Origin of the sequence: Nocardioides marinisabuli (assembly GCF_013466785.1) — a bacterium.
GTDB lineage: Bacteria > Actinomycetota > Actinomycetes > Propionibacteriales > Nocardioidaceae > Nocardioides > Nocardioides marinisabuli.
Map to the genome: position 1 here is coordinate 23,210 of NZ_CP059163.1, position 25,477 is coordinate 48,686.

Sequence of the window (25,477 nt, forward strand, 5' to 3'; positions counted from 1 at the left end):
TCGGTGCGGCCGCTCAGCTGTAGAAGCTGGCGATCTTCTCCTTGTTGTTGCTCTCCACGACGTTGCGCTTGACCTTCATCGAGGGGGTCAGCTCACCCGACTCGATGGTCAGGTCGTGGTCGAGGATGTCCCACTTCTTGATGGTCTCCCAGCGGTTCAGGCGCCCGTTGAGCTGCTCGACGTAGCCGCCGATCATGTCGTGGACCTGCTGGGAGCGGACGACCTCGGTGTAGTCCTTGCCGGCCATCCCGTTCTCCTCGGCCCAGCCCGCCACGGCGTCGGGGTCGAGGGTGATCAGGGCGACGACGTAGTTGCGCTCGTTGCCGAAGACCATGAACTGGCTGACGTAGGGGCACAGCGCCTTGAACTTGGCCTCGATGGCCGAGGGGGCGATGTACTTGCCGCCGGAGGTCTTGAAGAGGTCCTTGATGCGACCGGTGATGGTCAGGAAGCCCTCGGCGTCGAGGCTGCCCTTGTCGCCGGTGCGCAGCCAGCCGTCCTCGGTGAACGCCTGGGCGCTCTCCTCGGGCAGGTTGTGGTAGCCCTGCATGACGTGCGGTCCGCGCAGCTGCACCTCGTCGTTCTCGCCGATGCGCACCTCGGCGCCCGGCAGCGCCTTGCCGACGGTGCCCATGTGGTACTCGTCGGGGTGCCCGACGGTGGCGCCGGCGGCGTTCTCGGTCATCCCGTAGCCCTCGAGGATGAGGATGCCCGCGCTGTGGAACCACTGGGCGATCTCGGAGTTGAGGGCGGCGGAGCCGGAGATGAAGAAGCGCACCCGGCCACCGAACCGGTCGCGGACCTTGCTGAAGACCAGCTTGTCGAAGAGGCCGTGCTGCAGCTTCAGCGGCAGCGGCACCGACTTGCCCTCGCGCTTGAGCTCGTCGACCTTGGCGCCGACCTCGAAGGCCTTGTTGAAGATCTTCTCCTTCGCCCCGCCCTCGGCGGCCTGCATCATGTGGATGCGCGAGTAGGCCTTCTCGAAGATGCGCGGGGCCGCGCCCATGAAGGTGGGCTTCACGACGGCCAGGTTGTCGATGATCTTGTCGACGCGGCCGTCGATCGCGGTCGCGAAGCCGCAGGCCAGCTGCGAGGAGAGCAGCACCTTGCCGAACGAGTGGGCCATCGGCAGCCACAGGAACTGCAGGTCGTCCTCGTGCAGCAGGTCCTGGACCCGGATCGCCTCGCCCTCGTAGACCCACGAGCGGTGCACCAGGCGCACGCCCTTGGGGCGCCCGGTGGTGCCGGAGGTGTAGATCAGGGTCGCGAGCTGGTCGGGCTCGATCTTGCGGGCCGTCTCCTCCACCGCGCCGGGGTGCTCGGCCAGGTACGCACGGCCCAGCTCGGCCAGGTCGTCCATGCCGATGACCCAGTCACCGTCGGTGGTGCCGTCGAAGGTGACGACCTTGATCACCTCGGGCAGCTCGTCGCGGTGCGAGCGCAGCTTCTCCAGCTGCTCGTCGTCCTCGGCGAAGACGATCCGCGAGCCGGAGTCGCTGAGGATGTAAGCGGTGTCCTCGCTGTTGGTGCTGGGGTACACGGTGGTGGTCGCCGCGCCGGCGCACATCACGGCGAGGTCGGCGAGGATCCACTCGTAGCGGGTCCCCGAGGCGATGCCGACGCGCTGCTCGGTCTCGATGCCCAGGGACAGCAGCCCGGCCGCCAGGGCGGTGACCCGGTCCCCCGCCTCGGACCAGGTCACGGACTCCCAGGTCTCGCCGACGGGGAAGCGGAAGGCCTCGGCGGACGAGGACTTGGCGACCCGGTCGAAGAACTGGACGGCGACGTTGGCGGGCATCGTGTCGACGAAGCTGGCGTCGTGGTTGGCAGGCATGGCGCTCCTGGCTGTGCTGGCGGGCGGTGCGGGCGGGCGGTGCTGATCCGTGGTGCTGATCGACTACGGCAGTAACCTAGATCACTTTGCGTACTCGCGCGTAGCAACCCCACCGAGGTCGTGACCAGATCGCGACCTGCGCCCCTCGCGGGGCGCCCCGCGGCCCCGTTCCCGTGCCCGTCGGGCACCGGTTAAGCACCCCATTTCACGCAGGAGGTGTAGAGATTGCCCGATCGGGCACAATGACCAGTGGTGACGTCTTCCATGGGGGGCGGCGTCGCCTGCCTTGGGGGGTAGTAGTTCGTGCAGCAGTCCATCCACGCACGCAGCGGTCTGTCCGGCATCGGGCCGCTGCTCGTCGTCTCCGACCTGGTCGCCGTGCTGGCCACCGGGATGCTCGTCGACCGCGGCCTGTGGCCGGTCGCCCTGGGCACGGCAGCCCTGGGCCTGGCGCTCGTGGCCCGCAGCCTCGGCCTCTACCAGTCCCGTCTGGTGCTCTCGGTGCTCGAGGACCTGCCGGCGCTGCTGCTGGTCACCCTGACCGCGGGACTGATCGTCCTGGGCCTGGGCCTCGACCCGGCCGCGCCGCGCAGCGACGCCCTGGCCCGCGCCGCCTCCTTCACCGCCGTGCTGGCCGTGGTGATCGTCGCCGCGCGCACCGTCGGCTACGCGCTGCTGCGCACCGGGCGGCGCCGCGGCCACCTCATGCACCGGGTGCTCATCGTCGGCGCCGACGGCATCGGTACCCGCCTGGCCCGGGCGCTGCTCGCCGACCCGAGCACCGGGCTGCACCCGGTCGGCTTCGTCGACGACGACGTCGACCCGCGCCGCCTGCCCGCCCCGCTGCTCGGCGACCTGCGCTCGCTGCCGCGGGTGATGCGCGACCTGGGCGTCAACGACGTCGTCTTCGCCTGGGGCGCGCGCACCGACGACCAGACCATCGCCCTGGTGCGCCACTGCCAGATGATGCAGTACCAGGTCTTCGTGGTGCCGCGCTTCTACGAGGTCATGGGCCTCGACCGCGCCCGCCGCGTCGAGGTGGTGCGCGACGTGAGCCTGGTGCGGCTGCGGCGCTGGGCCGTGCGGCCCGGCTCGATGCTCGTCAAGCGCAGCCTCGACATCGCGGCCTCCGCCCTGGCCCTGGTGCTCCTGGCCCCGGTGCTCATCGGCACCGCGGTGGCCGTGCGCCGCGAGCTCGGCTCGCCGATCATCTTCCGCCAGACCCGCGTCGGGCGCGACGGCCGGACCTTCGAGCTGCTGAAGTTCCGCTCGATGGCCGCCTCGCGCGAGCAGGGCGACACGACCTGGAACATCGACACCAGCGACCGCCTGGGCCCCGTGGGCCGCTTCATCCGCCGCACCGGCGTCGACGAGCTGCCCCAGCTGTGGAACATCCTGCGCGGCGACATGAGCCTGGTGGGCCCCCGCCCGGAGCGTCCGCACTTCGTGGAGCAGTTCTCCGAGGACACCCCCGGCTACCGGCACCGCCACCGCATGCGCACCGGCCTCACCGGCTGGGCGCAGGTCAACGACCTGCGCGGCGACACCCCCATCGACGACCGCGCCCGAGCCGACAACTACTACATCACCAACTGGTCGCTGTGGGGCGACGTCAAGATCGTGATGCGCACCGTGCGCACGGTCGCTCGGCGCGAGCCCCGCAGGGACGACGAGATGATGGACCTCATCGTCGAGGCCGGGACTCCACCAGACTCAGCGAGAGCTGGCTGACCCGCCGCGCGGCCTCGGCCGCGTCCCGGGTGGCCAGCACGTGGCGCCAGCCCCGCACGCCCTCGGCGTCGGCGAGCCCCGGCTCGGTGAGGCGTCGCACGATCGCCTCGGCGAAGTCCTCGGGCCGGTCGGGCCGCACCATCGCCCCGCACTCGTAGGGCAGGCTCTCCTCGATCCCCTCGATCCAGGAGGCGATCACGCTGCGACCGGCCGCCATCGCCTCCATCGGCGCCAGCGCCGCCCCCTCGTACTGCGAGGGGAAGACCACCATGTCGGCGGCGCTGAGCCAGGTGGGGACGTCGCTGCGCGGGCCGACCATCTGCACGCCGTCGAGCCCCTCGGCCCGTGTGCGCAGCATCTCCTCGTCGGGGCCGCTGCCGACCAGCACCAGGCGAGCGTCGGGTCGGGCCCTGAGCACCGCCGGCCACGCCTCCAGGAGCACCTGCTGGCCCTTCTGGGCGCTGAGCCGGCCTATGCACACCACGGTGGGCGCGTCGACCACCAGGCCGAGGGCCCGCCGCGCCTCGCGACGCTCGTCGTCGTCGGTGAGCGTGAAGCGCTCGAGGTCGACACCGTTGGGCACGACCGACAGCGGGGCCAGCACGCCGCGCTCGCGCCCCACGGCGGCCTCGCCGTCGCTGACGCAGATCAGGTGGTCGGTCCAGCGCGCGGCGAAGCGCTCTCCCAGCGCCCCGCCAGCAGCGCCTTCGGGCCCCCTCCGGCGAGGAAGGACCAGCCGTGGGGCTGGAAGACGGTGGGGACCTGGCTGCGCACCGCGAGGCGGCCCACCAGACCGGCCTTCGAGCTGTGCAGGTGCACCAGGTCGGGCTGGACGTCGTCGACGAGCCTGGAGTAGCGGGAGACCTCCTCGAGCACCGAGGGTCCGGGCTCGCGGGCGGCGTCGAACCAGCGGACGTCGGCGCCCAGGGCCCGCGCGGAGTAGCCCAGCCAGCCCTCCGAGGGGCACGCGACGGTCACGCCCCACCCGCGCTCGACCTGGTCGCGCACGTAGGTCAGCAGCACCCCCGCGGTGCCCTCGCTGGTGGGGACCGAGGTGTGCAGGACCCGGGGACGGCCGGGGTGCCGGCCGGCCCGCTGGCGGCTCAGGCCGCCCACTTGTCCTTGCTCCGCCCGACGAGGACGGCTCCCAGCAGGCGTGAGCCCGAGGCCACCAGGCGGTAGTGCACCTTGGTCAGCTCGTGGGGGCGCAGCTCGCCCTCGGTGACCGCGAGCAGCACCGCACCCTGGCTGCCCATGATGGCGGCGTCGTCGCTCTGGGTGATCGAGTTGGAGATGACCACGACCACGTCGAAGTCCTCGCGCATCGACCGGGCAGCGCCGGCGAAGCTGGTCTCGAGCAGGCGGGCGTGGGACTCCGCGCCCCAGCGGCCCGAGGAGAGCACCTCGAGCCCCTCGACCGGGCCCGGGTTCAGCGCCGAGGAGAGCGGCGCGCCGCGCAGCACCTCGTAGAGCCCGGCGGTGCTCGGCTCGAGCTGGGTGGGGCGCTTGGCGCCGGCGCCCATGCGGGCGTCGACCAGCAGCGTGCGGCGCCCGACGCCGGCCAGCGAGATCGCGAGGTTGGCGGCCAGCCAGGCGTTGAGGTCGCCGTCGGTCACGCCCGTGACCACGACCATCCCGGCCGGGTCGCCGCTGGCCTCGACCTCCATCGAGACCCGCAGCCGGCGGAAGACGTCGGCGTCGGGGGTGCCGGCGTACATCGCCAGCAGCCCCGGCTCGCGCGGCGGCTGGATGTGGGCCAGCACCGGGAGGTCGAGGACGTCCTCGACGGTGGCGGCGCTCGAGACGGTGTAGGTGCGGCGGTCGCGCACCAGGGCCGCGGACGCGGCCAGCACGAGCGCGAGCAGGCCGCCCACGCCCATCGCCAGCAGGAGGTTGGGGCTGGAGAAGGTCACCGGGGGCAGGGCCGGGTCGCTCGGCGAGAAGCGGAAGGCACCCTCGCTGGGGTCGTTGAGGGGCAGCGCGGCGGTGACGAGGTTGGCGATGTCGGCCGCGACCTGCGGGTCGCGGTCGTCGACCTCGACCTCGATGAGGACCGTGCCCTCGACCCACCGGGCGTCGATGGCGCGGCGCAGCTCGTCGACGGAGCGCTCGACCTCGAGCTGGGAGCGGACCTCCTCGACGACGTCGGTGGAGTTGGCGTTCTCGGCCAGCGTGCCGCGCAGGGAGTCGAGGTCGTCGCCGGTGGCGCCGCCCGCGGCGGCTGCTGCGACCTCGGCGCGTGCGGTGTAGGTCTTGGGGGCGACCACGACGCCGACGGCCACGGCCGATCCGACGAGCACCATCACGAGCAGGACCAGCCAGCGCTGCCTCCACAGGGCACCGCCGAGCTCACGCATCTCCATTTCTCTTCCCCCCAGAAGAACTGCTGTCGGGTCTTCAACGACCGGTCGGTCAGGAAGTCCCGCATCTGCCGCTGTGATGCTCGGCACCAGCCACAACCCGGCTGTTGCCGAGCCACCTTCTCCTACCCTGAGAGTCAGTGACCAAACGTGCACCGGGTCGCATCTCGTCGCCACCCTAGAGCAGGCACGGTGACGCGGGTCAGGCCCGGACGCCGAGCTCGGCGTAGAGACGCAGGTAGTCGGCCCGCATGGCGGCCACCGAGAACCGGCGCCCGACCAGCTCACGCCCGCGCTCGGCCAGCGCGGCGGCGTACGCCGGGTCGTCGAGCACCGCCGCGAGACCGTGGGCCAGGGCGTCGACCTCGCCCGGCTCGACCAGCTCGGCGGCGCCCGCGAAGGCGCTCAGCCCGCCGACGTCGCTGGCCACCAGAGGAACCCCGGCCGCCAGGCTCTCGAGCGCCGCCATCGAGAGGCCCTCACGGTCGCTGGGCACCACCGCCACGTCGGTGGCGGCCAGGAGGGTGGCGACGTCGCTGCGGTTGCCCAGCAGCCGCACGCGGTCGCGCAGCCCCAGCCGCCCCACGAGCCGGTCGAGCCGCTCGCGCTCGGGGCCGTCGCCGACCACGAGCAGGGTGCCGCCCGCACGGCCCGCCCAGGCCCCGACCAGGAGGTCCTGGCGCTTGGGCGGCACCAGGCGTGCCACGCACAGGGCGACCTGCTCGTCACGGCCCAGGCCCAGGGCCAGGCGGGCCGCGGCCCGCGACGGCAGCCGCGGCACCGCGACGGCGTTGGGCACCACCCGCACCCGCTCGGGCGGCAGCCCGCGCAGCACCAGGTCGTCGGCGACCGGGTCGGAGACCGCCACCACCAGGTCCGACCAGCGTTCGAGCACCCGCACCGCGGGCGCGTAGTCCTCGGGGGCCAGGCCGTGGACGGTGCTCAGCACCGGCGGCCGCCCGGCCGCCAGCGTGCCCAGCCGGCCGGTCAGGGTCGCCCGCACGTTGTGGGCGTGCACCAGGTCGGGGCGCGAGCGCAGGCTCCACCAGGCGACCTTGGCGCTGGCCAGGGTCAGGCGACGGCGGCCCGGCACCCGCATCGGCACGCGCAGGTGGTCGATGCCGGCGCCCTCCAGCTGCTGGGCCCGCCAGCCCACGTCGCTGGCCACGCACACCTCGTGCCCGCCGGCGACGAGCGAGGCGGCCAGGTCGGCGACGAGGGTCTCGGCACCGCCCGAGCCCATCTCGGCGATCGACATCAGCAGGCGCACGGCGCCTCCCCCGCGTAGACCGCCTCGAGCCCGTCGAGGCAGTGCTCGAGGGTGTACGCCGTGAGCACCCGCTCGCGCGCCGCCGCGCCCATCGCGGCCCGTCGGCCCGGGTCGTCGCGCAGCACGGCCAGCGCCGCGGTCACGGCGGCGGGCCGGCCCGGCGCGACCAGCAGCCCCTCGCGGCCGTGGCGCACGACCTCGACCACCCCGCCCACGGTGGTCGCGACGACCGGCAGCCCGCTCGACAGCGCCTGCAGCAGCACCAGGGGGCAGCTCTCGGCCAGCGACGTCATCACCAGTGCGTCGGCCCGGGCCAGCACCTGCTCGGGGGCCTCGACCCGGCCCAGCACCTCGACCCGGTCCGCCAGGGCGCCGTGGCGCAGCCGCTCGGCCAGCAGCCCGCGCGAGGGCCCGTCGCCGGCGAGCAGCACCCGGACCCCCTCGACCCCGGCCAGCGCCTCGACCAGCACGTCGAGCCCCTTGACCGGCTCCAGGGACCCCATCCAGGCCACCACCAGCCCGTCGGGGCGCTCCCTGAGGGTCGGCGCCGGCGCGAACCGGGCCGGGTCGACGCCGTTGGGCACCACGCGCACCCGGTCGGGGTCGAGCCCCACGTGCTCGACGGCGTACGCCGCCACCGCGGCGCTGGGCGAGACCACGACGGCCCGGCTCCAGCGGGTGCTCCAGCGCTCGCCGTGCAGGTAGTAGAGCCGGTCGCGGCGCCGGCGGGGGGCCACGCGCAGGTTGCCCCGCACCAGGTCGCTGAGGGAGTCGGGCACCCCGTGCAGGGTGTAGACGACGCGGGTGCCGGGCAGGGCCGGCGCCAGGGCCCGGCCCACCCAGCCGGCGCGCCGGTCCTGCAGGTGCAGCACGTCGGGGCGCAGCGCGCGCAGGCGGCGCGCCAGGCGCACCAGGCCGCGCAGGTCGAGCTTCGAGGCGGCTGCGACGCGGTGCCAGACCACCCCGGCGCCCTCGGCCCGCGCGGTGCCCGGGCCGGGCGGGCCCACGACGTGGGAGTCGACGCCGCGGGCGGCGAGCCCGACGGCCACGTCGACCGCGTGGTCGACCGGCCCGCCGTGCTCCTGGGTCAGCACCTGCACCACCCGCGGTGCGGGGCGGGTCCCCGCCACCCTCAGTCCTCCGGGTCCGGCTCGTCGGGCTCGTCGACCAGGAGCACCGCACCGAGGGCGACCAGCAGCCACAGCGGCAGGAAGAACTGCTCGCTGAGGAAGCACGCCGCGGTCGTCGTCGCGACCAGCGAGGCGAGCACCGCCGAGGCCAGCGCCGAGCCGTCGCGGCGCCAGGCGCGCCAGGCGCCCCGCACCCCGGCCGCCAGCATCGCCACGAAGGCGGCCAGGCCGACGAGGCCGACCTCGGCGGCGACCTCGAGGTAGGTCTGGTGGGCCACGTCGAGGTCGCTGGTCGCGCTCACGGGCAGCTCCTCGAGCCAGCGCTGGTGCTCGACCCCGAAGGCTCCCGGCCCCTGCCCCAGCACCGGGGCGTCGAGCACCATCTCCCCCGCGGCCTCCCACAGCTGCAGCCGCTCGGCGACGTTCTGGTCGGCCACCGCGTCCTTGGCGGTGAGGCTCTCGGTGACCAGGTCGGGGAAGAGCGCGACCACGAGGGCGGCCAGCACCAGCAGGGCGCCCAGCGCACCGGTCAGCTGCTGCAGGCTGACCTGGCGGAGCAGGACCGCCACCAGCAGCATCACCACCAGGCCGATCAGCGCGCCGCGGGAGAAGGTGCCGAGCAGGGCGAGCGCGATCAGCACCGTGGCGACGTCCCAGACGCCCGGACGCCAGCCGGGGCGGCGCACGGCCAGGGAGAGCGGCAGCGCGGCGAGCAGGAAGAACGCGAAGTCGTTGGGGTCGCCGATCGGGCCACCCACCCGCCGGTCGAGGCCGAGTGTGTAGGAGACGATGCCGGCCGCCGCGGCGAGCGCCGAGGCGCCGACGTAGACCCGGGCCAGGCTCGCCGGGGCCAGACGACCGGCCCGCATGGTGTCGACCAGCACCAGCAGCAGGGCCAGGAAGCCGCCCCAGCGCAGCAGTGTCGTCCCGCCGTCGGGGGCGCCGTTGACAAGGGTGGAGGCGAGCAGCGCCACCGCGAGGACCGCCGCCGCCCCCAGGACCTTGGTCCTCGGCCCTCGGTGCAGGCGCCCGCGCGCACGGCGTACGAGCCACGAGCCGATGGCCAGCGCACCCAGCACCTTGAGGGCCCGGGGGTCGAGGGCGGCGAGGTAGTCCTCGAAGACGGAGGCCGCCACCACCAGGCCCAGCGCGACCTCGAGCCGGGTCAGCATCACCACCAGCGCGAGGAGGCCGACCAGGACCGGGCCGGCGAGCGCCGGGGCCATGCCCACGGCCACGCCGCCCAGCACCGCCAGCAGGGCCGGCCCGACGACCAGCCACGGCTGGCGGGCGGCGCCGCGCTCGGGCGCCGAGGCGGGGGCGGCGGGCGAGCCCGGCCCGGCCGGGTCGTGGCCCGTGGTCGGCGGGACGGTGCCGCTCATGCCAGCACCTCCGGACGGCTCAGCAGGGCGCGTGCCGAGCGCCACGTCTGCGGGCCCACCGTGCGCAGCACGACGAGGAAGACGCCGACGGCGGCGACGGCGAGGAGGGCGACGGCCCAGACCCCGGCGGCGGCGCCGAGCCCGAGCGACCGCAGCGCCACCACCGCCAGCGCCATCGCGGCGGTGGCGACCAGGGCCGGGCGCACGTCGGCGAGGAGGCGGGCCGCGGAGGTGCCCGGCACCGAGCGCCGCGCCAGCCACAGCGCGGGCACGCCCACGGCGGCGACGGCCACGACCTGGCCCAGGGCGACGGCGGCGATGCCTGCCTCGACCACGGCCAGCAGCACCAGCGCGAGCACGAGCAGGTGCAGCAGCCGCACCCCCAGGGCGTGCCCGGGGCGTCCGGCCGCGTTGAGGACGGTGAGGCCGACCTGCAGCACCGCGAGCAGCAGCGCGTAGCCGGCCAGCAGGACCAGCACGGGCGCGGCGGGGGCCCACTCGGGGCCCAGCAGCACCAGGTCGTCGGCCACCAGGGCCAGCAGCACGCAGGCGGGCAGCATCAGCGACACGGTCACGGCGAGCGCGACCTCGACGCCCCGGGCGCGCAGCGGGCCCTGGGCGCGGCACAGGTAGGGGAAGGCGGCCCCGGTCACCACGACCGCCACCATCAGGTAGGGCATGTTGGCGACCCGGTAGGACAGCGAGTAGTGCCCCAGCGCGAGCGCCCCGAGGACCCGCGCCACGAGCAGGTAGTCGAGGTTGAGCTGCACGACCTCGAGCAGGTGGGCCCCGGAGAACGGCAGCCCGAACGAGACCAGGGCCCGGGCGTCGGCGCGGTCCCAGCCGGGGAGCACGGGCGGGTGCACGGCCCAGACCAGCACCATCATCAGCAGGGCCTGCACGACCTGACCGGCGACCAGCGCCATCACCCCGACGCCCTGGGCGACGAGCAGCACCGCGACGACCGCGCCGACCACCGCCGAGACGGTGTCGGGCACGATGCGGCGCGCGAAGGCCAGCCGCCGGCGCAGCAGCTCGGTGGTCACCGCGGCGACGGCCAGGCAGGGCAGCACCACGGTCAGGCCGCGGATCACCGCGGCTCCACCGGCCTCGGCGCGCAGGGCGGAGGCGAGGCTCGGCGCCGCCACCCACAGGCCCGCCGCGAGGAGGGTGCTGGTGACCAGGCCCAGGGTGAGCGCGGTGCGTGCGGCCCGCTGGGCGTCGGCGGCGCTGCCCGGCAGGTGCACCAGCGCGCTGGCGGTGCCGAGGCCGCCGAGGATCGCCGCCACGGTGGCCACCAGGGTGCCCAGGGCCACCAGGCCCAGGGCCGAGGGTGTCAGGGCGGCCGCGAGGGCGAGGAGCACGACCGTGTGGGCGCCCTTGACCACGATGCCGTTGGTGGCCAGCCACAGCGCGCCGCGAGCGGTGCTACGAGCGGCGTCGGGGTGCGCACGCACCACTGTCACCTGACACCCCCCGGTCGTCGTCGCGCAGCGGGATCACCCCGCGGCATCCTGCTTACGTTACCCACAGAGTTTCGGACTACACATGTACGGTCATACTCTCGCCAGGCGGCGCCGTGACCTGGACGGCGCGTCTCGTCCGGGACAGGGGGATCGTGTGCGCCAGCTCGTCGTGGGAGCCGTTGCTCTCGTGCTGACCGGTCTGCTGAGCTCGGGGTGCAGCACCATCCGGGCCCAGGTCGACGGGTCCACCCGGGCCGGCGAGGCCCCCGTCGAGGTGCCGCCCGTGCTCGAGACCGCCGAGTGGGCGGTCAACGACGGGCTCGTCTCGGTGGTGGTGCGCAACGACGACGTGCGCGTGCTGCGCACCGCGTCCGTCGCCCTGCGGGGCGTCGACGAGGACGGCGTGCTCGTCGGGGTGTGGGACACCGACTCGATGGCCGGGGAGAGCGTCTGCTGCACCGTGCTCGACCTCGAGCCCGACGAGGAGTTCGGGCTCTACTTCGCCATCGGCGAGGACGCCGAGCGGATCGACGAGGTCGACCTCTCCTTCAGCCAGATCTCGTGGGCCCAGGCCGGCGACCCCGCCGCCGAGCCGGTCGCCTCGGCGCTCCCGCAGGACACGGTGCTGGGTCCCGACCGCACGGTGGTCACCGCCCGCGTCGAGACCGGTGAGCAGGACGTGCCCCGGGCGCTGGTCCAGGCCGTGCTGCGCGGACGCTCGGGCCGGCTGATCGCGGTGGTCACCGGTCGCTGGAGCTGCTTCGAGGCCGGCGAGGTCCGGCGCATCCGCATGGAGCTCTTCCAGCGGGTGCCGGTCGGCACCGCCGTCGACACCGTCACCGTCGACCGGCTCGACAGCGGTCCCCAGCCCGACTGCTCCTGACGGCCAGCCGCTCAGTGGCCGCCCGGTGGCCGCCCGGTGCCGCTCAGTGGCCGCGGAAGAGCCAGCCCAGCGGCCGCGGGTCGCTCGGCGCCTCCTCGAGGTCGTCGGGGGTCGTGCTCCGCTCCCCCTCGACGCTCGGCTCCGGCTCGCGGTCACGCTCCACCGAGCCGTGCAGCGCCGTGACGGCGTAGAGCGAGTCGCGCTGCTCGACGACCGGCTCGCGGTCCTCCGCGGGCTCCGACGCGACCGGCTCGGGCTCCGACGCGACCGGCTCGGGCTCCGGCTCGACCTCGGGCTCCGGCGCCGGCGCCCGCTCGGGCTCGACGGCCACCGGGACAGCGGGCGCGGTGGCCTCGTCGAGCTCGGACCCGGCCAGCGTCAGGCCCTCGGCGGTGCGCTGGACCTGCTCGACGGTGGACCGGGCCCCCGACAGCAGCGAACCCAGGTCGCCCAGGCTCCCACCGATGTCGCCGAGCAGCCGCTCGACCCGCTCCCGCAGCTCGGCGGTCTCCGCACGCACCTCCGCGGCCACCTCCTCGCGGCCGCGTCGACGCTCCTCGTCGAGGCCGCTGCGCAGCTGCTCGGCCTCGGCGCGGGCCGCCGCGAGCGTCGCCTCGGCGCTCCGGCGCGCGTCCTCGACGAGCGAGGCGGCCAGCGCCTCGGCCTCGGCGACCATCGACTCGGCCTCGGCCGCCGCCTGCTCGCTCATCCGGTTCGCCTCGGCGACGATCTCGGAGGCCTCACGTCGGGCCGTCAGCTCGGCGCGCAGCCGTGAGGTCTGCTCACCGGCCTGCGAGTCGCCGTGCTGCGCACCTGCGGGCGCGTCCTGGTTCGTGTCCGTCACTGGCCCCCCTAGCTGAGAGTCCGCCCGGTGGCGGACTCGACGGTCGAGACGAGCGTACCCGCCGCGGGCGCAGTCACACCTGTTCACCGACCTCTTGTCCGGCCGGGGTCCTGCCCGGCGTCACTCCTGCACCGCCTTGGCCACGCTGAGCATCCGGGTGACCACCGCCCGGTCGGCCGCGTCGAGCGCCGAGCCGCGCTCGACGGCGGCCTGCACCACCCACAGCACCGCGAGCACCTGGCGCACGACGGTCCAGGCGACCGCACGGTCCTCGTCGAGGCCGGCGGCGTCGACGATGGCGTGGAAGCGGCGGCGGATCCCGCCCCGCACGTCGCCCGCAAGCTCCTCCCACCGGTTCCACAGCAGCGGGGCCGGCTCCCAGTGCGGGTCGCCGCTCAGCGGCTTGGGGTCGATGGCCACCCAGTCGGTGTGGTGGTCCGGGCCCGCGGCCAGGACGTTGGCGTAGTGCAGGTCGCCGTGCACCAGCACCCCGTCACTGCGCTCGTCCCCGGCCAGGTCGCCGATCAGGGAGAGGCACTGCTCGACCATCCGGCGCGGCAGCGGCGCGGCGGGCGGCAGCGCCCGCAACGGCTCGACGTAGCGGCCGACGTGGTCGGTGAGCCGGCGCAGCCGGGGCGGGGCAGGCACGTGCAGCCGCCCGTAGAGCGCACCCACCTCCTCGCAGGCCTGCACGTCCCACAGGTCGGCGAGGTCGGTGCGCTCGAGGCGCTCCAGCAGCAGCGCCCGGCGCCGCGGGTCCGCGCGCTGGAGCCGCACCGCCCCGTGACCACCCCAGCGCTGCAGGGCCAGCGCCTCGTGCTCGGTCTCGTCGTCGGGGAAGGCGACCTTGAGCACCGCCGGCGACCCGTCGGCGTCGCGCACCGGGAGCACCACCGCGGTGTGGCCCCACCAGGTCTCGCCGGCCGCCTCGAGCGACCACTCCCCCAGCAGGTCGCCCAGCAGCCCCGGCAGCGCGTCGACGTACGCCGCCCAGGCGGGGCCGCGGTCGGCGAACGCGAGCACCGGCTCGGGGAGGGGGTGCGGCCAGGTCATCACGGCGAGCCTACGCACCACCGAGCGTTCATCCCCCGGTCACCTCGACGACCGTCACCCGGCGTGCTGCGGCCCGTTGGACGGCCCGAGGGGTGCCACCGTGGCGCTCCGCTCCCGAGAGGACACCCCGTGGGTCACGGTCCGCACCGCCCGTTCGTCTCCCGTCGCCAGTTCGTCCAGCGCTCCGCGGCGGTCGGCATCGCCGCGGGGGCCGGCCCCTTCCTGTGGCAGCAGCCCGGCTACTCCGCCGCGACGCCCGTCGAGCAGATCCACGCGACCTTCGGCCACGACGCCTCCCGCCAGGCGGCCTTCTCGTGGATGACACCCGGCCCGGTGCGCCGCCCGTTCGTGCAGATCGGCGGGGAGCGCGTCGGCGCCGAGACCGTGCAGTACGCCGGGTACCCCGGCTACTTCCACCACGCCCGCGTCTCGCGGATGCTCCCCGACACCGCCTACCGCTACGCCGTGGGCCACGAGGGCAGGGTCGTCTCGACCAGGGCGACCTGGCGCACCGGCCCCCGCCCCGGCACGGCCTTCACCTTCACCGCCTTCGGCGACCAGGGCACCGACGAGCCGGACCTGACCAACATCCAGGACTTCGACCCCACGACCCTGCAGACCATCACCCACCAGCAGCCGCCCTTCCAGGCCTCCCTGAACCGCGACCTGGCCTACTCGATGCAGCCCGCCTTCCACGTCATCGTCGGCGACACCTCCTACGCCAACGGCGACCAGGCCGTCTGGGACGCCTGGTTCCGCGGGATCGAGAAGATGGCGCGGACGATGCCGTGGATGCCCTCGCTGGGCAACCACGAGATCGAGATCGCCGGTGGCATCGGCGGCTTCTCGCTGCTCGGTGGTGACGACGACTCGTGGGGACCGCTGGGCTACGACGCCTACCGGCACCGCTTCGCGCTGCCCCGCAACCACGACAAGGACTGGGAGGGCTGCTGGTACCGCTTCCGCTACGGCTCGGTGGAGTTCATCTCGATCGACAACAACGACGTCAACACCGAGGTGACCGCCAACATCGGCTACTCCGAGGGCCGGCAGAAGCGCTGGGTGCGCCAGCAGCTGAAGAAGGCCGCCGCCGACCCCGACGTCGACTTCATCGTGGTGCTGATGCACCAGGCCGCGTTCTCCTCGGGCCTGCACGGCAGCGACCCGGGCGTGCGCCGGGCGTGGTTCAAGCTGTTCGCCAAGTACGGCGTCGACCTGGTCGTCCAGGGTCACGACCACCACTACGAGCGCACCCACCTCATGCGGCGCGCCAAGGTCGTCGAGACCGGCGAGGACGGCCACTACACCTCGGAGGTGGGCACGATGTACATCGTCTCCGGCAACGGCGGTGGCGTGCAGCGGGGCGAGGGGATGACCGGCGGCGGCTCGTTCACCGCCGCCATCCAGGCCATGGAGGTCGGCACCGTGAAGGTGGAGGTCGTCCCCGACACCGGGCGCGGCACCAAGCGGCTGGTCATCGGCGAGTACTCCGCCACCCGCGGCGGGGCCCCGATCGAGGAGGGGATCGTCATCGAGCGGCGCCTGGGCAAGGGCCGGGAGGGCTCCCGCGAGGCCGTGGTGCTGCCCTCGGAGGACCCGGTGGGGCCGCTGCACGAGACGCGCGGCGGGGTGGCCGCCCTGGCGCTCGGCGCCGCCTCGAGCGCCGCCCCCGCCACCACCTGGACCCGCGGGTCGGGCGACGACGAGGTGGCCGAGCTGCGCGGACGCCGCCGCGACGCCGTGCGCCGGGTGCTGCGCGACCTGCGCTGAGGCCGTCGGGGCCGGCCGGAGGGACCGGCCGGCCCGGGGGCTACTTCTTGGGCTTCTCGGGGGCCGGGGCGTTGGAGAGCGCGGCGACGAACGCCTCCTGGGGGACCTCGACGCGGCCGACCATCTTCATCCGCTTCTTGCCCTCCTTCTGCTTCTCCAGCAGCTTGCGCTTGCGGCTGATGTCGCCGCCGTAGCACTTGGCCAGGACGTCCTTGCGGATGGCGCGGATGTTCTCGCGGGCGATCACCCGGGCGCCGATCGCGGCCTGGATCGGCACCTCGAACTGCTGGCGCGGGATCAGGTCCTTGAGCTTGCCGGCCATCATCACGCCGTAGGAGTAGGCGCTGTCGCGGTGCACGATCGCCGAGAAGGCGTCGACCGGCTCGCCCTGCAGCAGGATGTCGACCTTGACCAGGTCGGCGGCCTGCTCGCCCGAGCGCTCGTAGTCGAGCGAGGCGTAGCCCTTGGTCTTCGACTTCAGCTGGTCGAAGAAGTCGAAGACGATCTCGCCCATCGGCAGCGTGTAGCGCATCTCGACGCGGTCCTCGGAGAGGTAGTCCATCCCCTGCAGGGTGCCGCGCTTGGTCTGGCACAGCTCCATGATCGCGCCGATGTGGTCGCTGGGGCTGAGGATCGTGGCCTTGACGACCGGCTCGCGGACCTCGGCGATCTTGCCCTCGGGGAACTCGCTGGGGTTGGTCACCTCCGACTCCGAGCCGTCCTCCATCACCACGTCGTACACGACGTTGGGGGCCGTGGAGATCAGGTCGAGGTCGAACTCGCGCTCGAGGCGGTCGCGGGTGATCTCCATGTGCAGCAGGCCCAGGAAGCCGATGCGGAACCCGAAGCCCAGCGCGCCGGAGGTCTCCGGCTCGAAGGTCAGCGCCGCGTCGTTGAGCTGCAGCTTCTCCAGCGCCTCGCGCAGGTCGCCGAACTGGTCGCCGTCGATCGGGTACAGCCCGGCGTAGACCATCGGGTTGGGGTGCTTGTAGCCGCCCAGCGCCTCGGTGGCGCCGTGGTGCAGCGTGGTGACGGTGTCACCCACCCGCGACTGGCGCACGTCCTTCACGCCGGTGATCAGGTAGCCGACCTCGCCCACGCCGAGCTCGCCGGCCTTGACCTGCTCGGGGCTGATCACGCCCACCTCGAGCATCTCGTGGGTCGCGCCGGTCGACATCATCTTGATGCGGTCGCGGTGGTTGAGCTTGCCGTCGACGACGCGGACGTAGGTGATGACGCCGCGGTAGGTGTCGTAGACCGAGTCGAAGATCAGCGCACGGGCCGGCTTGTCGGCGGCGCCGACCGGCGGCGGGGTCTGCTTGACGATCTCGTTCAGCAGCGCCTCGACGCCCAGGCCCGTCTTGGCGCTGACCCGCAGCACGTCCTCGGGCTCGCAGCCGACGAGGCCGGCCAGCTCGGCGGCGTACTTGTCGGGGTTGGCGCTGGGCAGGTCGATCTTGTTGAGCACCGGGATGATGTGCAGGTCGGCGCCCATCGCCAGGTAGAGGTTCGCCAGCGTCTGGGCCTCGATGCCCTGCGCGGCGTCGACCAGCAGCACGGCGGTCTCGCAGGCCTCCAGCGAGCGCGAGACCTCGTAGGTGAAGTCGACGTGCCCGGGGGTGTCGATCATGTTGAGCACGTAGGTGCCGGCCTCGGCGCCCTCGTCGTTGCCCTCCTCGACGCCCCACGGCATCCGCACGGCCTGGCTCTTGATCGTGATGCCGCGCTCGCGCTCGATGTCCATCCGGTCCAGGTACTGCGCCCGCGCGGCCCGCGCGTCGACCACGCCGGTCAGCTGCAGCATCCGGTCGGCCAGCGTCGACTTGCCGTGGTCGATGTGGGCGATGATGCAGAAGTTGCGCAGCATCGCCGGGTCGGTCTGCCCGGGGACGGGCCAGGACTTGGCAGGAACAGCAGGCACGGGGTCTCGGAGATCTCTCGGACGACGGGGCACGGGCGGCCCCATCCTTCCACGGGTGCGGTCGATCACCCGCCTCCTGGGGCCTCACTCCGGGCTGACGGCCATCTCCTTGACCTTGGCGATCGCGAAGCCCCAGCCCTGCTCCAGCGTGGGCTTCGAGGGCACCGCGATCTCGTCGGGGTTGGTGACCACGTCGAGCAGCACCGGGCCCGGGTGCGCGAGCGCACGACGTACGGCGTCGTCGAGGTCGTGGGGGTCCTCGACCCGGATGCCGTGCACCCCGACCGCCTCTGCGACCGCCGCCAGGTCGGGGTTGTGCAGGACGGTGCCGAACTCGGCCATCCCGACCTGCTCCATCTCGAGCTTGACCATGCCCAGGCGCCCGTTGTCGAAGACCACGAGCTTGACCGGCAGCTCGTGGGTCGCCGCGGTGATCAGGTCGCCCAGGAGCATCGTCAGCCCGCCGTCGCCGCAGAACGCCACGACCTGGCGCTCGGGGTCGAGGGCCTGGGCGCCCAGCGCCTGGGGCATCGCGTTGGCCATCGAGCCCAGGTTGAAGGAGCCCAACAGGCGCCGGTCGCGGTCGATGCGCACGAAGCGCGAGAGCCACGTCGTGGCCATGCCGGTGTCGGCGGTGAAGACGGCGTCGGGCGCGGCGTGCCGGTCGACCAGCCCGGCGAGCAGCTCGGGGCGGATGCGGCGGTCGGGGTTGTCGACCTTGCGCCGCAGGAAGCCGGCCGGCTTCTTCTCGTAGTCGGGGTCGACGAAGTGCTGCTGCAGGCCCTGCCAGGTCTCGTACGCCGACCGGGCGCGGTCGAGGTGGCCGCGGTCCTCGCGCCGCGCCACGTGAGGCAGCAGGGCGCCCACGGCGAGCCGGGCGTCGCCGACCACCGCGTGGTCGACCGGGTGCCGGCGCCCGATGTGGGTGCCGTCGCTGTCGACCTGCACCACGGTGACGCCGGAGGGGTAGAACTCCTTGTAGGGGAAGTCGGTGCCGATCATCAGCAGCAGGTCGCAGGTCTCGAGCGCCAGCGTGGTCGCGGGGTTGCCCAGCAGCCCCGACTGGCCGATCTCGTAGGGGTTGTCGTGGTCGAAGCCCTCCTTGCCCTTGAGCGCCACCACCATCGGCGCCCCGAGCCGCTCGGCCAGCTCGAGCACCTCGTCGCGGGCGCCCCGGGCGCCCTGGCCGACGAGCAGGGTCACGTGGTCGGCGGCTTCGATGGCCCCGGCCGCGGCCCGCACCGCCTCCGGGACCGGTGCCGCGGCGGGGAGGTCGGCGACGAAGCGGGGGGCGCTCGTGCCCTTGGCCACCTCGAGCTCCCCGACGTCGCCGGGGATGGTCAGCACCGCCACGCCACGCTGCTGCAGCGCCGCGTTGCCGGCCTGCTCGAGCAGGGTCGGCAGCTGGGCGGGGTCGGTGACGGTCGCGGTGAAGACGGCCACGTCGGCGAAGAGCACGTCGTTGTCGACCTCCTGGAAGAAGTCGCTGCCGATCTCGGGACGGGGCACCTGGCCGCAGATCGCCAGGACCGGCGCGTGCGACTTCTTGGCGTCGTACAGGCCGTTGAGCAGGTGGATGGCGCCGGGTCCGACGGTGCCCATGCACACCCCGAGGCGTCCGGTGAGCTGGGCCTGGGCCCCGGCCGCGAAGGCCGCCACCTCCTCGTGGCGCACCCCCATCCAGCGCAGCCGGTCCTCACGCCTGATCGCGTCGGTGACCGGGTTGAGCGCGTCGCCGACGACGCCCCAGACCTCGGTGGTGCCGTGCTCGGCGACGGACTCGATGATCAGCTCAGCGACGGTGGTCATGGCTCCCACGCTCGCCGACCCGCTCCCGAGGCGTCAGGTCCGCCCGGGTGAGAGACGCGGCCCTGGTGCGGGGTGTCTGCCGCGACCGGCGGCGGGCCTGGCGCAGGATGACCGGGTGGACGAGCCGCTCGACGACCTGCCCCACGGCCTCACCGCGCGCCGCCTCGAGTGGGTGCACCTGCCACCGCACGTGCGCCGGCTCGTCGAGCAGCGCTGCGGCACCGCCGTCGTCGACGCCCGCTCGTGCACCGGCGGCTTCACCCCGGGCTTCGCCTCGGTGCTGCGCGGCGCCGACGGCTCGCGCCACTACGTCAAGGCCGCCTCGGTGACCGCCCAGCGGGCCTCTGCCCTGACCTACGCGGCCGAGGCCGCCTCGCTGGCCGCGCTCGACGCAGCGTCGCTGCCCGCGCCCCGGCTGCTGTGGAGCCACGGCACCGAGCCCGGGCGGCGCCACCGCGCCGACGACTGGGTGGTCGTCGGCATCGAGCACGTCGCCGCCCGGGCCCCGTACCGGCCTTGGCGCGCGACCGACCTCGCTGCGGTGCTGGGCACGCTCGACCGGCTGGCCGTCTCCCCCGCCGCCACCGGCGTCGACCTCACCACCGTCGCCGAGGACCTCGCCGACTGGCCGGCCCGCTGGGCCGACGTCGCCGCCGCCCGCCCCGACCTCGATCGCGCCCACGTCCGCGAGGCCACCGGGCTCGCCGCAGCGCTGCCGACCGCGGTCGCCGGGCACTCGCTCGTGCACGGCGACGTCACCGACGACAACGTGCTGATGACCGAGGACGGGCGGGTGCTGCTGTGCGGCTGGGCCTGGCCCGCGCTCGGCGCACCCTGGCTCGACAGCCTGTGGGCGCTGGTGGGCCCCCGCTCCGACGGGGTCGACGTCGAGGCCGTGCTGCGCAGCACGCCCCTGCTGGCCGCAGCGCCGGCGGAGCACGTCGACACGGTCCTGGCCGCGACGGCGGCGTACTTCCTGTCCTCGGCGCAGGGGCGCTCGCCCGCGTGGTCGCCGTACCTGCGGTTGGCCCAGCGCCGCCAGGGTGAGGCATGCTGGGCCTGGCTCGGCGAACGGCGCGGGTGGTGGTCAGGCACGACCCCCCGCAGCGGCGCCGGCTCCAGGTCGGAGGATTTGGGCGGGCTCGTGCGCCGCTGATAATCTCCGATGTCGCGTGTGTGGCGCCCGTGTGCCCACCCGCGCCCCGACTCAGCACCAGACCATTCGTTCTCAACACCAGCAAAGGCATGGCCCGTGGCGAACATCAAGTCCCAGATCAAGCGCAACAAGCAGAACGAGAAGGCGCACGAGCGCAACAAGGCCGTCAAGACCGGCCTGAAGTCCGCCGTCCGCAAGTTCCGCGCTGCCGCGGAGGCCGGTGACAAGGAGACCGCTCTGGTCGCCGGTCGCGAGGCCGCCAAGAAGCTCGACAAGGCCGCCTCCAAGGGCGTCATCCACAAGAACCAGGCCGCGAACCGCAAGTCCGCGATCGCCAAGCAGGCCGCTGCTCTCTGATTCCGCGTCTCCGCCCAGCGCGGAGACCGTCTGGTCCTGAGCCGACCCGCCCGACCTCGTCGGGCGGGTCATCGGCATTTCACGACCCGTGCGGGTTTGCGCCGGGTCGGCGCGAGATATGCGCCGGGTCGGCGCGAGATGTGCGCCGGGTCAGCGCTCGCGGAGCTCGGTGATCGTCAGGACCAGACGTTCCATCGTGTACGACGCGTCGCTCGCGGCACCCTTGATGTCGGCGTCGGCGCGGGCCACGGCCCGCACGGCCTCGCCCAGCGCGGCGCTGGACCAGCCGCGGGCCTGCTCGCGCACCGAGCGCACCTTCCACGGCGGGACCCCGATCTCGCGGGCCAGGTCGCCCTCGCTGCGTGAGCGCGCCCCCTTGAAGCGGGCCAGGCCGCGCACGCCCCCGGCGAACGCCGAGGTGATGAGCACCGCCGGTGTACCGCCGTCGAGGGCCCAGCGCAGCTCCTCGAGCGCCTCGAGGCGCCGTCCCGAGAAGGCCGCGTCGGCGACGGCGAAGGACTTGGCCTCGGCGCGGCCGCCGAAGTAGCGCTTGACCCGCTCCTCGGTGAGCGTCTCGCCGGGGAAGTCGTTGGTCAGCTGGTGGGCCGCGGCCGAGAGCGAGCGCAGGTCCTGGCCCACGGCCTGGACCAGGGTGGTCGCGGCCTGCTGGTCCATCCGCGCCCCCATGCTGCGCGCCTCGTTGATGACGAACGAGGGGTACTCCGACGCCTTCAGCTCGGCGGACTTCACCTCGGTGACCGGGCCGAGCTTGCGCAGCTTGGTGAGCACCCCGCTGCCCTTCTGCCCGCCGCTGTGCACGAGCACCAGCGCGACGTCCTCGGCCGGCGCCGCGCAGTAGCCGAGCAGGCCGGCCACCGACTCCTCGGGCAGGTCCTCGAGCTTGCGCACCACGACGCAGCGGGTGCTGGAGAACAGCGAGGGCGCCGAGAGCTCGCCCAGGGTCGCCAGGCTCAGCTCGGCCGCCGCGGCCTCCGAGACCTCGGCCTCGGCGTCGTGGGCGCGCACCGCCCCGCGCACCGCGGCCACGGTGCGCTCGCCGAAGAACTCCTCCTTGCCCGTCACGAGCGTGACGCGGCCCAGCACGTCGGTGGCGGAGGGGGCGCGGGGGGCGGCGGAGCGGGGCGCTGGCATGGTGCGCGCAAGCCTGCCACAGCCGACCGACACCCCCGACGGCCGCGTCAGCGCCGACTCACCCCTGTCGCGGCGCCGTCGCGCACCACCACCGCCAGGGCCCCGTCGGTGTCGGTGCGCAGCACCTGCGCGCCGGCCCCCTCGAGGGCCGCGAGCAGCCCCGGGTCGGGGTGCCCGTAGTCGTTGTCGGCGCCGACCGGCACCAGCGCCAGGTCGGCACCCAGCGAGGTGAGCAGGTCGAGGTCCTGGTGACGGCTGCCGTGGTGGGGCACCTTGAGCACGTCGACGTCGAGGGCGGGCAGCGCCCGCCCCAGCGCCGCCTGGCCCGGCGGCTCGAGGTCGCCGGGCAGCAGCACCCGCACCCCGCCGACCTCCGCGAGCAGCACCACGCTCTGGTCGTTGGCGGTGCTGCCGTCGCCGGGTCCACGGCGCGGGGTGCCCATGGTGGGCCACAGGGTCTGCAGGGTCACCTGCCCCACGCGCTCGGTCGCGGCGTACGACGCCACGCCGGCCTCGGCGCCGGCCGACGCGGCCAGCCCGGCCACGGTCTCCACGGCCTCGGGCGGGTCCAGCAGCGGGCTGGTGACGACGCGGTCGACCCGTCGTCCCGCCAGCACCCCCTCGAGCCCGTCGACGTGGTCGGCGTGGAAGTGGGTGAGCACCACCAGCGGCACGTGCTCGACGCCCAGGTCGTCGAGGCAGGTGTCGACAGCGACCGGGTCGGGCCCGACGTCGACGACCACCGCGCTGCCCTCCCCCGCCCTGAGCACCACCGCGTCCCCCTGGCCGACGTCGCAGACGACCACCACCCAGCCGGCCGGCGCGAAGGCCGCCGAGGGCGGACGCACCACCACGACGAGCCCCGTCACCAGGCACAGCAGCAGCGTCGGCACCGGCCGCGACAGCAGCCGCGGCGCCAGTACGGCCACGAGCAGGCTGAGCGCGCTCAGCAGCGCGAGCGCCACCACCCCGGTGCCCCAGTCGACCGCCGCGGCCGGCAGCGCGGCGCCCCGCTCGGCGACCGCCACGATCCAGCCCACGCACCAGGTGGCTACCGTGCCGAGCACCCGGCCCAGGGCCGGCACGACCAGACCCACGAGACCACCGGCCAGCCCGACCACGGTGGCCGGGCCGACCACGGGGGCCGCCAGCAGGTTGGCGGCCACCGCGACCAGGCTCACCTGGCCGGAGAGGCCGGCCACGACCGGGGTGCAGGCCAGCTGGGCGGCGGCGGGCACGGCGACCGCCTCGGCGAGCCAGCGCGGCAGCCACCGGGCCAGCGCGTCGCGCCACCCGGGCGCGAGCAGCATGATGCCCGCGGTGGCCAGCACCGATAGGGCGAACCCGGCCGAGACCGCCAGCCCGGGCTGCACCAGCAGCAGCCCGGTCACCGCCACCCCGAGGGTGCGAGGGCCGCGCCGGGCCCCGTCGGTGCCCAGCGCCACCAGCGCCACCGCGCCCATCACCGCGGCCCGCAGGACGCTGGGCTCGGTGCGCGCCAGCAGCACGAAGCCGACGATGCCCGCGGCCCCGACCAGCAGCAGCCAGCGCCCCCGCACCCCGGCCCCGCGCGCCAGCCACAGCAGGCTGCCCACCACCAGGGTCAGGTTGGTCCCGCTCACCGCCAGCAGGTGGGTCAGCCCGGTGGCGCGGAAGTCGTCGGCGACGGCCGGGTCGAGCCCGACGTCGTCGCCGTCGACCAGCGCCGGCACCAGCACCCGCTCGGGCGCCGGCCGGTGGGCCACCGAGTCGCGCAGCGACTGCCGCACCGCGCCGGCCCCGCGCCACCACAGGTCGGGCGGGTCGCGGACCTGCGGTGCGCCGGTCGCGTGCAGCAGGGCGGCCAGGTCGTCGCCGTCGGCGGCGCCCAGGCGCCCGTCGGCGACGACGGTGGCGCCCAGCGGCACCTCGCCCCACTCGGGTGGGGCCAGCACCAGCACCGGCGCGCGGAGCGTGTGGGCGCTGCCCCGGCCCTCCACCTCCCGCACGCTCGCCCGCAGCCACACGCCGTCGGCGTACGGCCCGGTGAGCGGGCGGGGGTCGCCGGTGATCGTGGCGACGACCCGCACCACCGCGCGCTCGGCGGCCAGGTCGGCCAGGGGGCCGTGCCCCACCTGCTCGTCGCGCAGGATCGCACCCAGCCCGACCGCGAGCAGCACCACCAGCAGCAGCGCGCCGGTCAGCGACGCCCCGCGCCGCGCCCGCCGGTGCAGCAGCCCGACGCCGGCCCCGCCGACGAGCGCGGTCAGCGCGAGCGCCGTGGCGGGCGCCAGCGAGCCCAGCAGCCCTCCGGCCCAGGCGGCGGCGCCCACCAGCGTCATCCGCAGGTCGGCGCCCGGCGCCGTGGGTTCCTCCGCGTCGGCGGACGGCCGCCCGAGGATCACACCGTCACGAGCGGGGCGAGCTGGGCGAGGGTGGCCTCGCCGATGCCGTCGACCTCGAGCAGCTCCTCGACGGCCGAGAAGGCGCCGTGCTCGGTGCGCCAGGCGAGGATCGCGCCGGCGGTCACCGGCCCGACCTGCGGCAGCGTCTCGAGCAGCGCCTGGTCAGCGGTGTTGAGGTCGACCAGGGGCGCCCCCGGGGTCCCCGGAGCGGGCGCGGCGACCCCGGGCCCGGCCGGCGCCGCGACACTGCCCGGGACCCCGACCAGCACCTGCTCGCCGTCGACCAGCACCCGCGCCAGGTTGAGCCCGGCCAGGTCCACCCCCGGTCGGGCGCCCCCGGCGGCCTCCAGCGCGTCGACCACTCGCGAGCCGGCCGGCAGCACCGCGATGCCGGGTCGCCGCACCTTGCCGGCCACGTCGACGGTGACCTGCCCCTCGGGGCCGCCCGTCTCGACGACGGGCTCCTCCTCGGGCGGCACCAGGTCGACCAGCGGCTCCGCGACCTCGGCGACCTCGGCGACGGTGGTGAGGCGGGTGCCGCTCGGCTCGGGGTCGGAGCGCACCACCCACCACGAGGTGACCGCCAGCCCGGCCGCGACCAGCAGCGCCACCACGCCCAGGTGCGCGGACGACAGCAGCGCGCGACCACGCACCGTCGGGGGCACCAGGTCGTGCGCCGCCCCCAGGACCGCCGGGCGCGGTCGCACCCGGCGCGCCGCGTGCCGCCCCGGCACGGGCACCGGCTGCGGCACGGGCGCCTGCGGGAGCGGCTCCGGTGCCGGCGCGCCGCCGGGCGGGGCCACGACCGGGCGGATCCGCGTGTGCGGCGCCCACCAGTCGTCGTCGGCGTCCAGCTCGTCGTCCTCGGCGGGGGCCGGCGCCGGTCGTACGGCGTCGAGCTCGGCGCCGAGCTGGGCCAGGCGGCGGGCCACCGCCTCCTGGTGCTCCGGGTTGGGTCGTCGGCTGCGCATGCGG

At 74.6% G+C, this 25,477-nt stretch carries 20 protein-coding genes; 5 read left to right on the forward strand and 15 right to left on the reverse strand.

Translation table 11 applies throughout. The features are described 5' to 3' along the window. Window positions 1-13: 13 nt before the first annotated feature. On the reverse strand, window positions 14-1,834 hold the full coding sequence (locus tag H0S66_RS00150) for an AMP-dependent synthetase/ligase (RefSeq protein WP_179616946.1): 1,821 nt from the start codon (window positions 1,832-1,834) through the stop codon (window positions 14-16). 303 nt (window positions 1,835-2,137) lie between these two features. Here H0S66_RS00150 and H0S66_RS00155 point away from each other — a divergent pair, with 303 nt between their 5' ends. Next, window positions 2,138-3,565, forward strand: a complete 1,428-nt coding sequence (locus H0S66_RS00155) for a sugar transferase (RefSeq protein ID WP_179616947.1) — start codon at window positions 2,138-2,140, stop codon at window positions 3,563-3,565. Here H0S66_RS00155 and H0S66_RS00160 read toward each other — a convergent pair. From H0S66_RS00160 to H0S66_RS00185, 7 genes are all read right to left on the reverse strand, one after another. Further along, window positions 3,519-4,187, reverse strand: a complete 669-nt coding sequence (locus H0S66_RS00160) for a glycosyltransferase family 4 protein (RefSeq protein ID WP_338037225.1) — start codon at window positions 4,185-4,187, stop codon at window positions 3,519-3,521. The two genes, H0S66_RS00155 and H0S66_RS00160, sit on opposite strands and share 47 nt — an antisense overlap. 26 nt (window positions 4,188-4,213) lie before the next feature. Then, window positions 4,214-4,681 carry a glycosyltransferase gene (locus tag H0S66_RS20180; RefSeq protein WP_258017026.1) on the reverse strand — a complete coding sequence of 156 codons (468 nt, stop codon included), beginning with the start codon at window positions 4,679-4,681 and terminating at the stop codon, window positions 4,214-4,216. After that, the gene (locus H0S66_RS00165) at window positions 4,669-5,922 is read right to left on the reverse strand and encodes a Wzz/FepE/Etk N-terminal domain-containing protein (RefSeq protein ID WP_179616949.1); all 1,254 of its coding nucleotides are present in this window, start codon (window positions 5,920-5,922) and stop codon (window positions 4,669-4,671) included. The genes H0S66_RS20180 and H0S66_RS00165 overlap by 13 nt, the downstream gene beginning before the upstream one ends. A 205-nt stretch (window positions 5,923-6,127) precedes the next feature. Next, window positions 6,128-7,195, reverse strand: coding sequence for a glycosyltransferase (locus H0S66_RS00170; RefSeq protein WP_179616950.1), 1,068 nt, complete (start codon window positions 7,193-7,195; stop codon window positions 6,128-6,130). Continuing rightward, window positions 7,183-8,325 (reverse strand): glycosyltransferase family 4 protein, encoded by a 1,143-nt coding sequence (locus H0S66_RS00175; RefSeq protein ID WP_179616951.1) that lies wholly within the window; start codon window positions 8,323-8,325, stop codon window positions 7,183-7,185. Before H0S66_RS00175 ends, H0S66_RS00170 begins: the two co-directional genes overlap by 13 nt. A 2-nt stretch (window positions 8,326-8,327) precedes the next feature. Then, window positions 8,328-9,707: an O-antigen ligase family protein gene (locus tag H0S66_RS00180; protein ID WP_179616952.1), complete on the reverse strand. Its 1,380-nt coding sequence runs from the start codon at window positions 9,705-9,707 to the stop codon at window positions 8,328-8,330. Continuing rightward, window positions 9,704-11,164, reverse strand: a complete 1,461-nt coding sequence (locus H0S66_RS00185; RefSeq protein ID WP_179616953.1) for an oligosaccharide flippase family protein — start codon at window positions 11,162-11,164, stop codon at window positions 9,704-9,706. The genes H0S66_RS00180 and H0S66_RS00185 overlap by 4 nt, the downstream gene beginning before the upstream one ends. Before the next feature lie 163 nt (window positions 11,165-11,327). On the opposite strand from H0S66_RS00185, the gene H0S66_RS00190 reads away from it, so the two are divergent. Further along, entirely contained in the window at window positions 11,328-12,056 is a 729-nt protein-coding gene (locus tag H0S66_RS00190) for a hypothetical protein (protein WP_179616954.1), read from the forward strand. Between the two features lie 43 nt (window positions 12,057-12,099). Here H0S66_RS00190 and H0S66_RS00195 read toward each other — a convergent pair whose 3' ends face one another. Together H0S66_RS00195 and H0S66_RS00200 are read right to left on the reverse strand one after the other, a co-directional pair. Beyond that, a complete protein-coding gene (locus H0S66_RS00195) occupies window positions 12,100-12,900 on the reverse strand; it encodes a hypothetical protein (protein ID WP_179616955.1) in 801 nt (266 codons plus the stop codon). A 120-nt stretch (window positions 12,901-13,020) separates the two neighbouring features. Further along, entirely contained in the window at window positions 13,021-13,953 is a 933-nt protein-coding gene (locus tag H0S66_RS00200; RefSeq protein WP_179616956.1) for an aminoglycoside phosphotransferase family protein, read from the reverse strand. 129 nt (window positions 13,954-14,082) lie between these two features. Between H0S66_RS00200 and H0S66_RS19985 the strand changes: the two genes are divergently transcribed. Next, a complete protein-coding gene (locus tag H0S66_RS19985; RefSeq protein WP_218876389.1) occupies window positions 14,083-15,723 on the forward strand; it encodes a purple acid phosphatase family protein in 1,641 nt (546 codons plus the stop codon). A gap of 40 nt (window positions 15,724-15,763) precedes the next feature. On the opposite strand, the gene lepA is transcribed toward H0S66_RS19985, so the two are convergent. Together lepA and H0S66_RS00215 are read right to left on the reverse strand one after the other, a co-directional pair. Continuing rightward, a complete protein-coding gene (gene lepA, locus H0S66_RS00210) occupies window positions 15,764-17,590 on the reverse strand; it encodes a translation elongation factor 4 (protein ID WP_179617577.1) in 1,827 nt (608 codons plus the stop codon). A 138-nt stretch (window positions 17,591-17,728) separates the two neighbouring features. Continuing rightward, window positions 17,729-19,453, reverse strand: coding sequence for a thiamine pyrophosphate-dependent enzyme (locus H0S66_RS00215; protein ID WP_179616957.1), 1,725 nt, complete (start codon window positions 19,451-19,453; stop codon window positions 17,729-17,731). 115 nt (window positions 19,454-19,568) lie between these two features. Between H0S66_RS00215 and H0S66_RS00220 the strand changes: the two genes are divergently transcribed. Both H0S66_RS00220 and rpsT read left to right on the forward strand, forming a co-directional pair. After that, on the forward strand, window positions 19,569-20,609 hold the full coding sequence (locus tag H0S66_RS00220) for a phosphotransferase family protein (RefSeq protein ID WP_258017028.1): 1,041 nt from the start codon (window positions 19,569-19,571) through the stop codon (window positions 20,607-20,609). A 96-nt stretch (window positions 20,610-20,705) separates the two neighbouring features. Beyond that, on the forward strand, window positions 20,706-20,966 hold the full coding sequence (gene rpsT / locus H0S66_RS00225) for a 30S ribosomal protein S20 (RefSeq protein WP_179616959.1): 261 nt from the start codon (window positions 20,706-20,708) through the stop codon (window positions 20,964-20,966). A gap of 150 nt (window positions 20,967-21,116) precedes the next feature. Here rpsT and holA read toward each other — a convergent pair whose 3' ends face one another. The 3 genes from holA to H0S66_RS00240 are packed head-to-tail and all read right to left on the reverse strand — an operon-like array spanning window position 21,117 to window position 25,473. After that, complete coding sequence (gene holA / locus H0S66_RS00230) at window positions 21,117-22,118, reverse strand: DNA polymerase III subunit delta (protein WP_179616960.1); 1,002 nt, start codon at window positions 22,116-22,118, stop codon at window positions 21,117-21,119. A 47-nt stretch (window positions 22,119-22,165) separates the two neighbouring features. Then, window positions 22,166-24,502, reverse strand: coding sequence for a ComEC/Rec2 family competence protein (locus tag H0S66_RS00235; RefSeq protein ID WP_258017029.1), 2,337 nt, complete (start codon window positions 24,500-24,502; stop codon window positions 22,166-22,168). Continuing rightward, window positions 24,499-25,473, reverse strand: a complete 975-nt coding sequence (locus tag H0S66_RS00240; protein ID WP_179616961.1) for a ComEA family DNA-binding protein — start codon at window positions 25,471-25,473, stop codon at window positions 24,499-24,501. The genes H0S66_RS00235 and H0S66_RS00240 overlap by 4 nt, the downstream gene beginning before the upstream one ends. Between the last annotated feature and the right edge of the window lie 4 nt (window positions 25,474-25,477).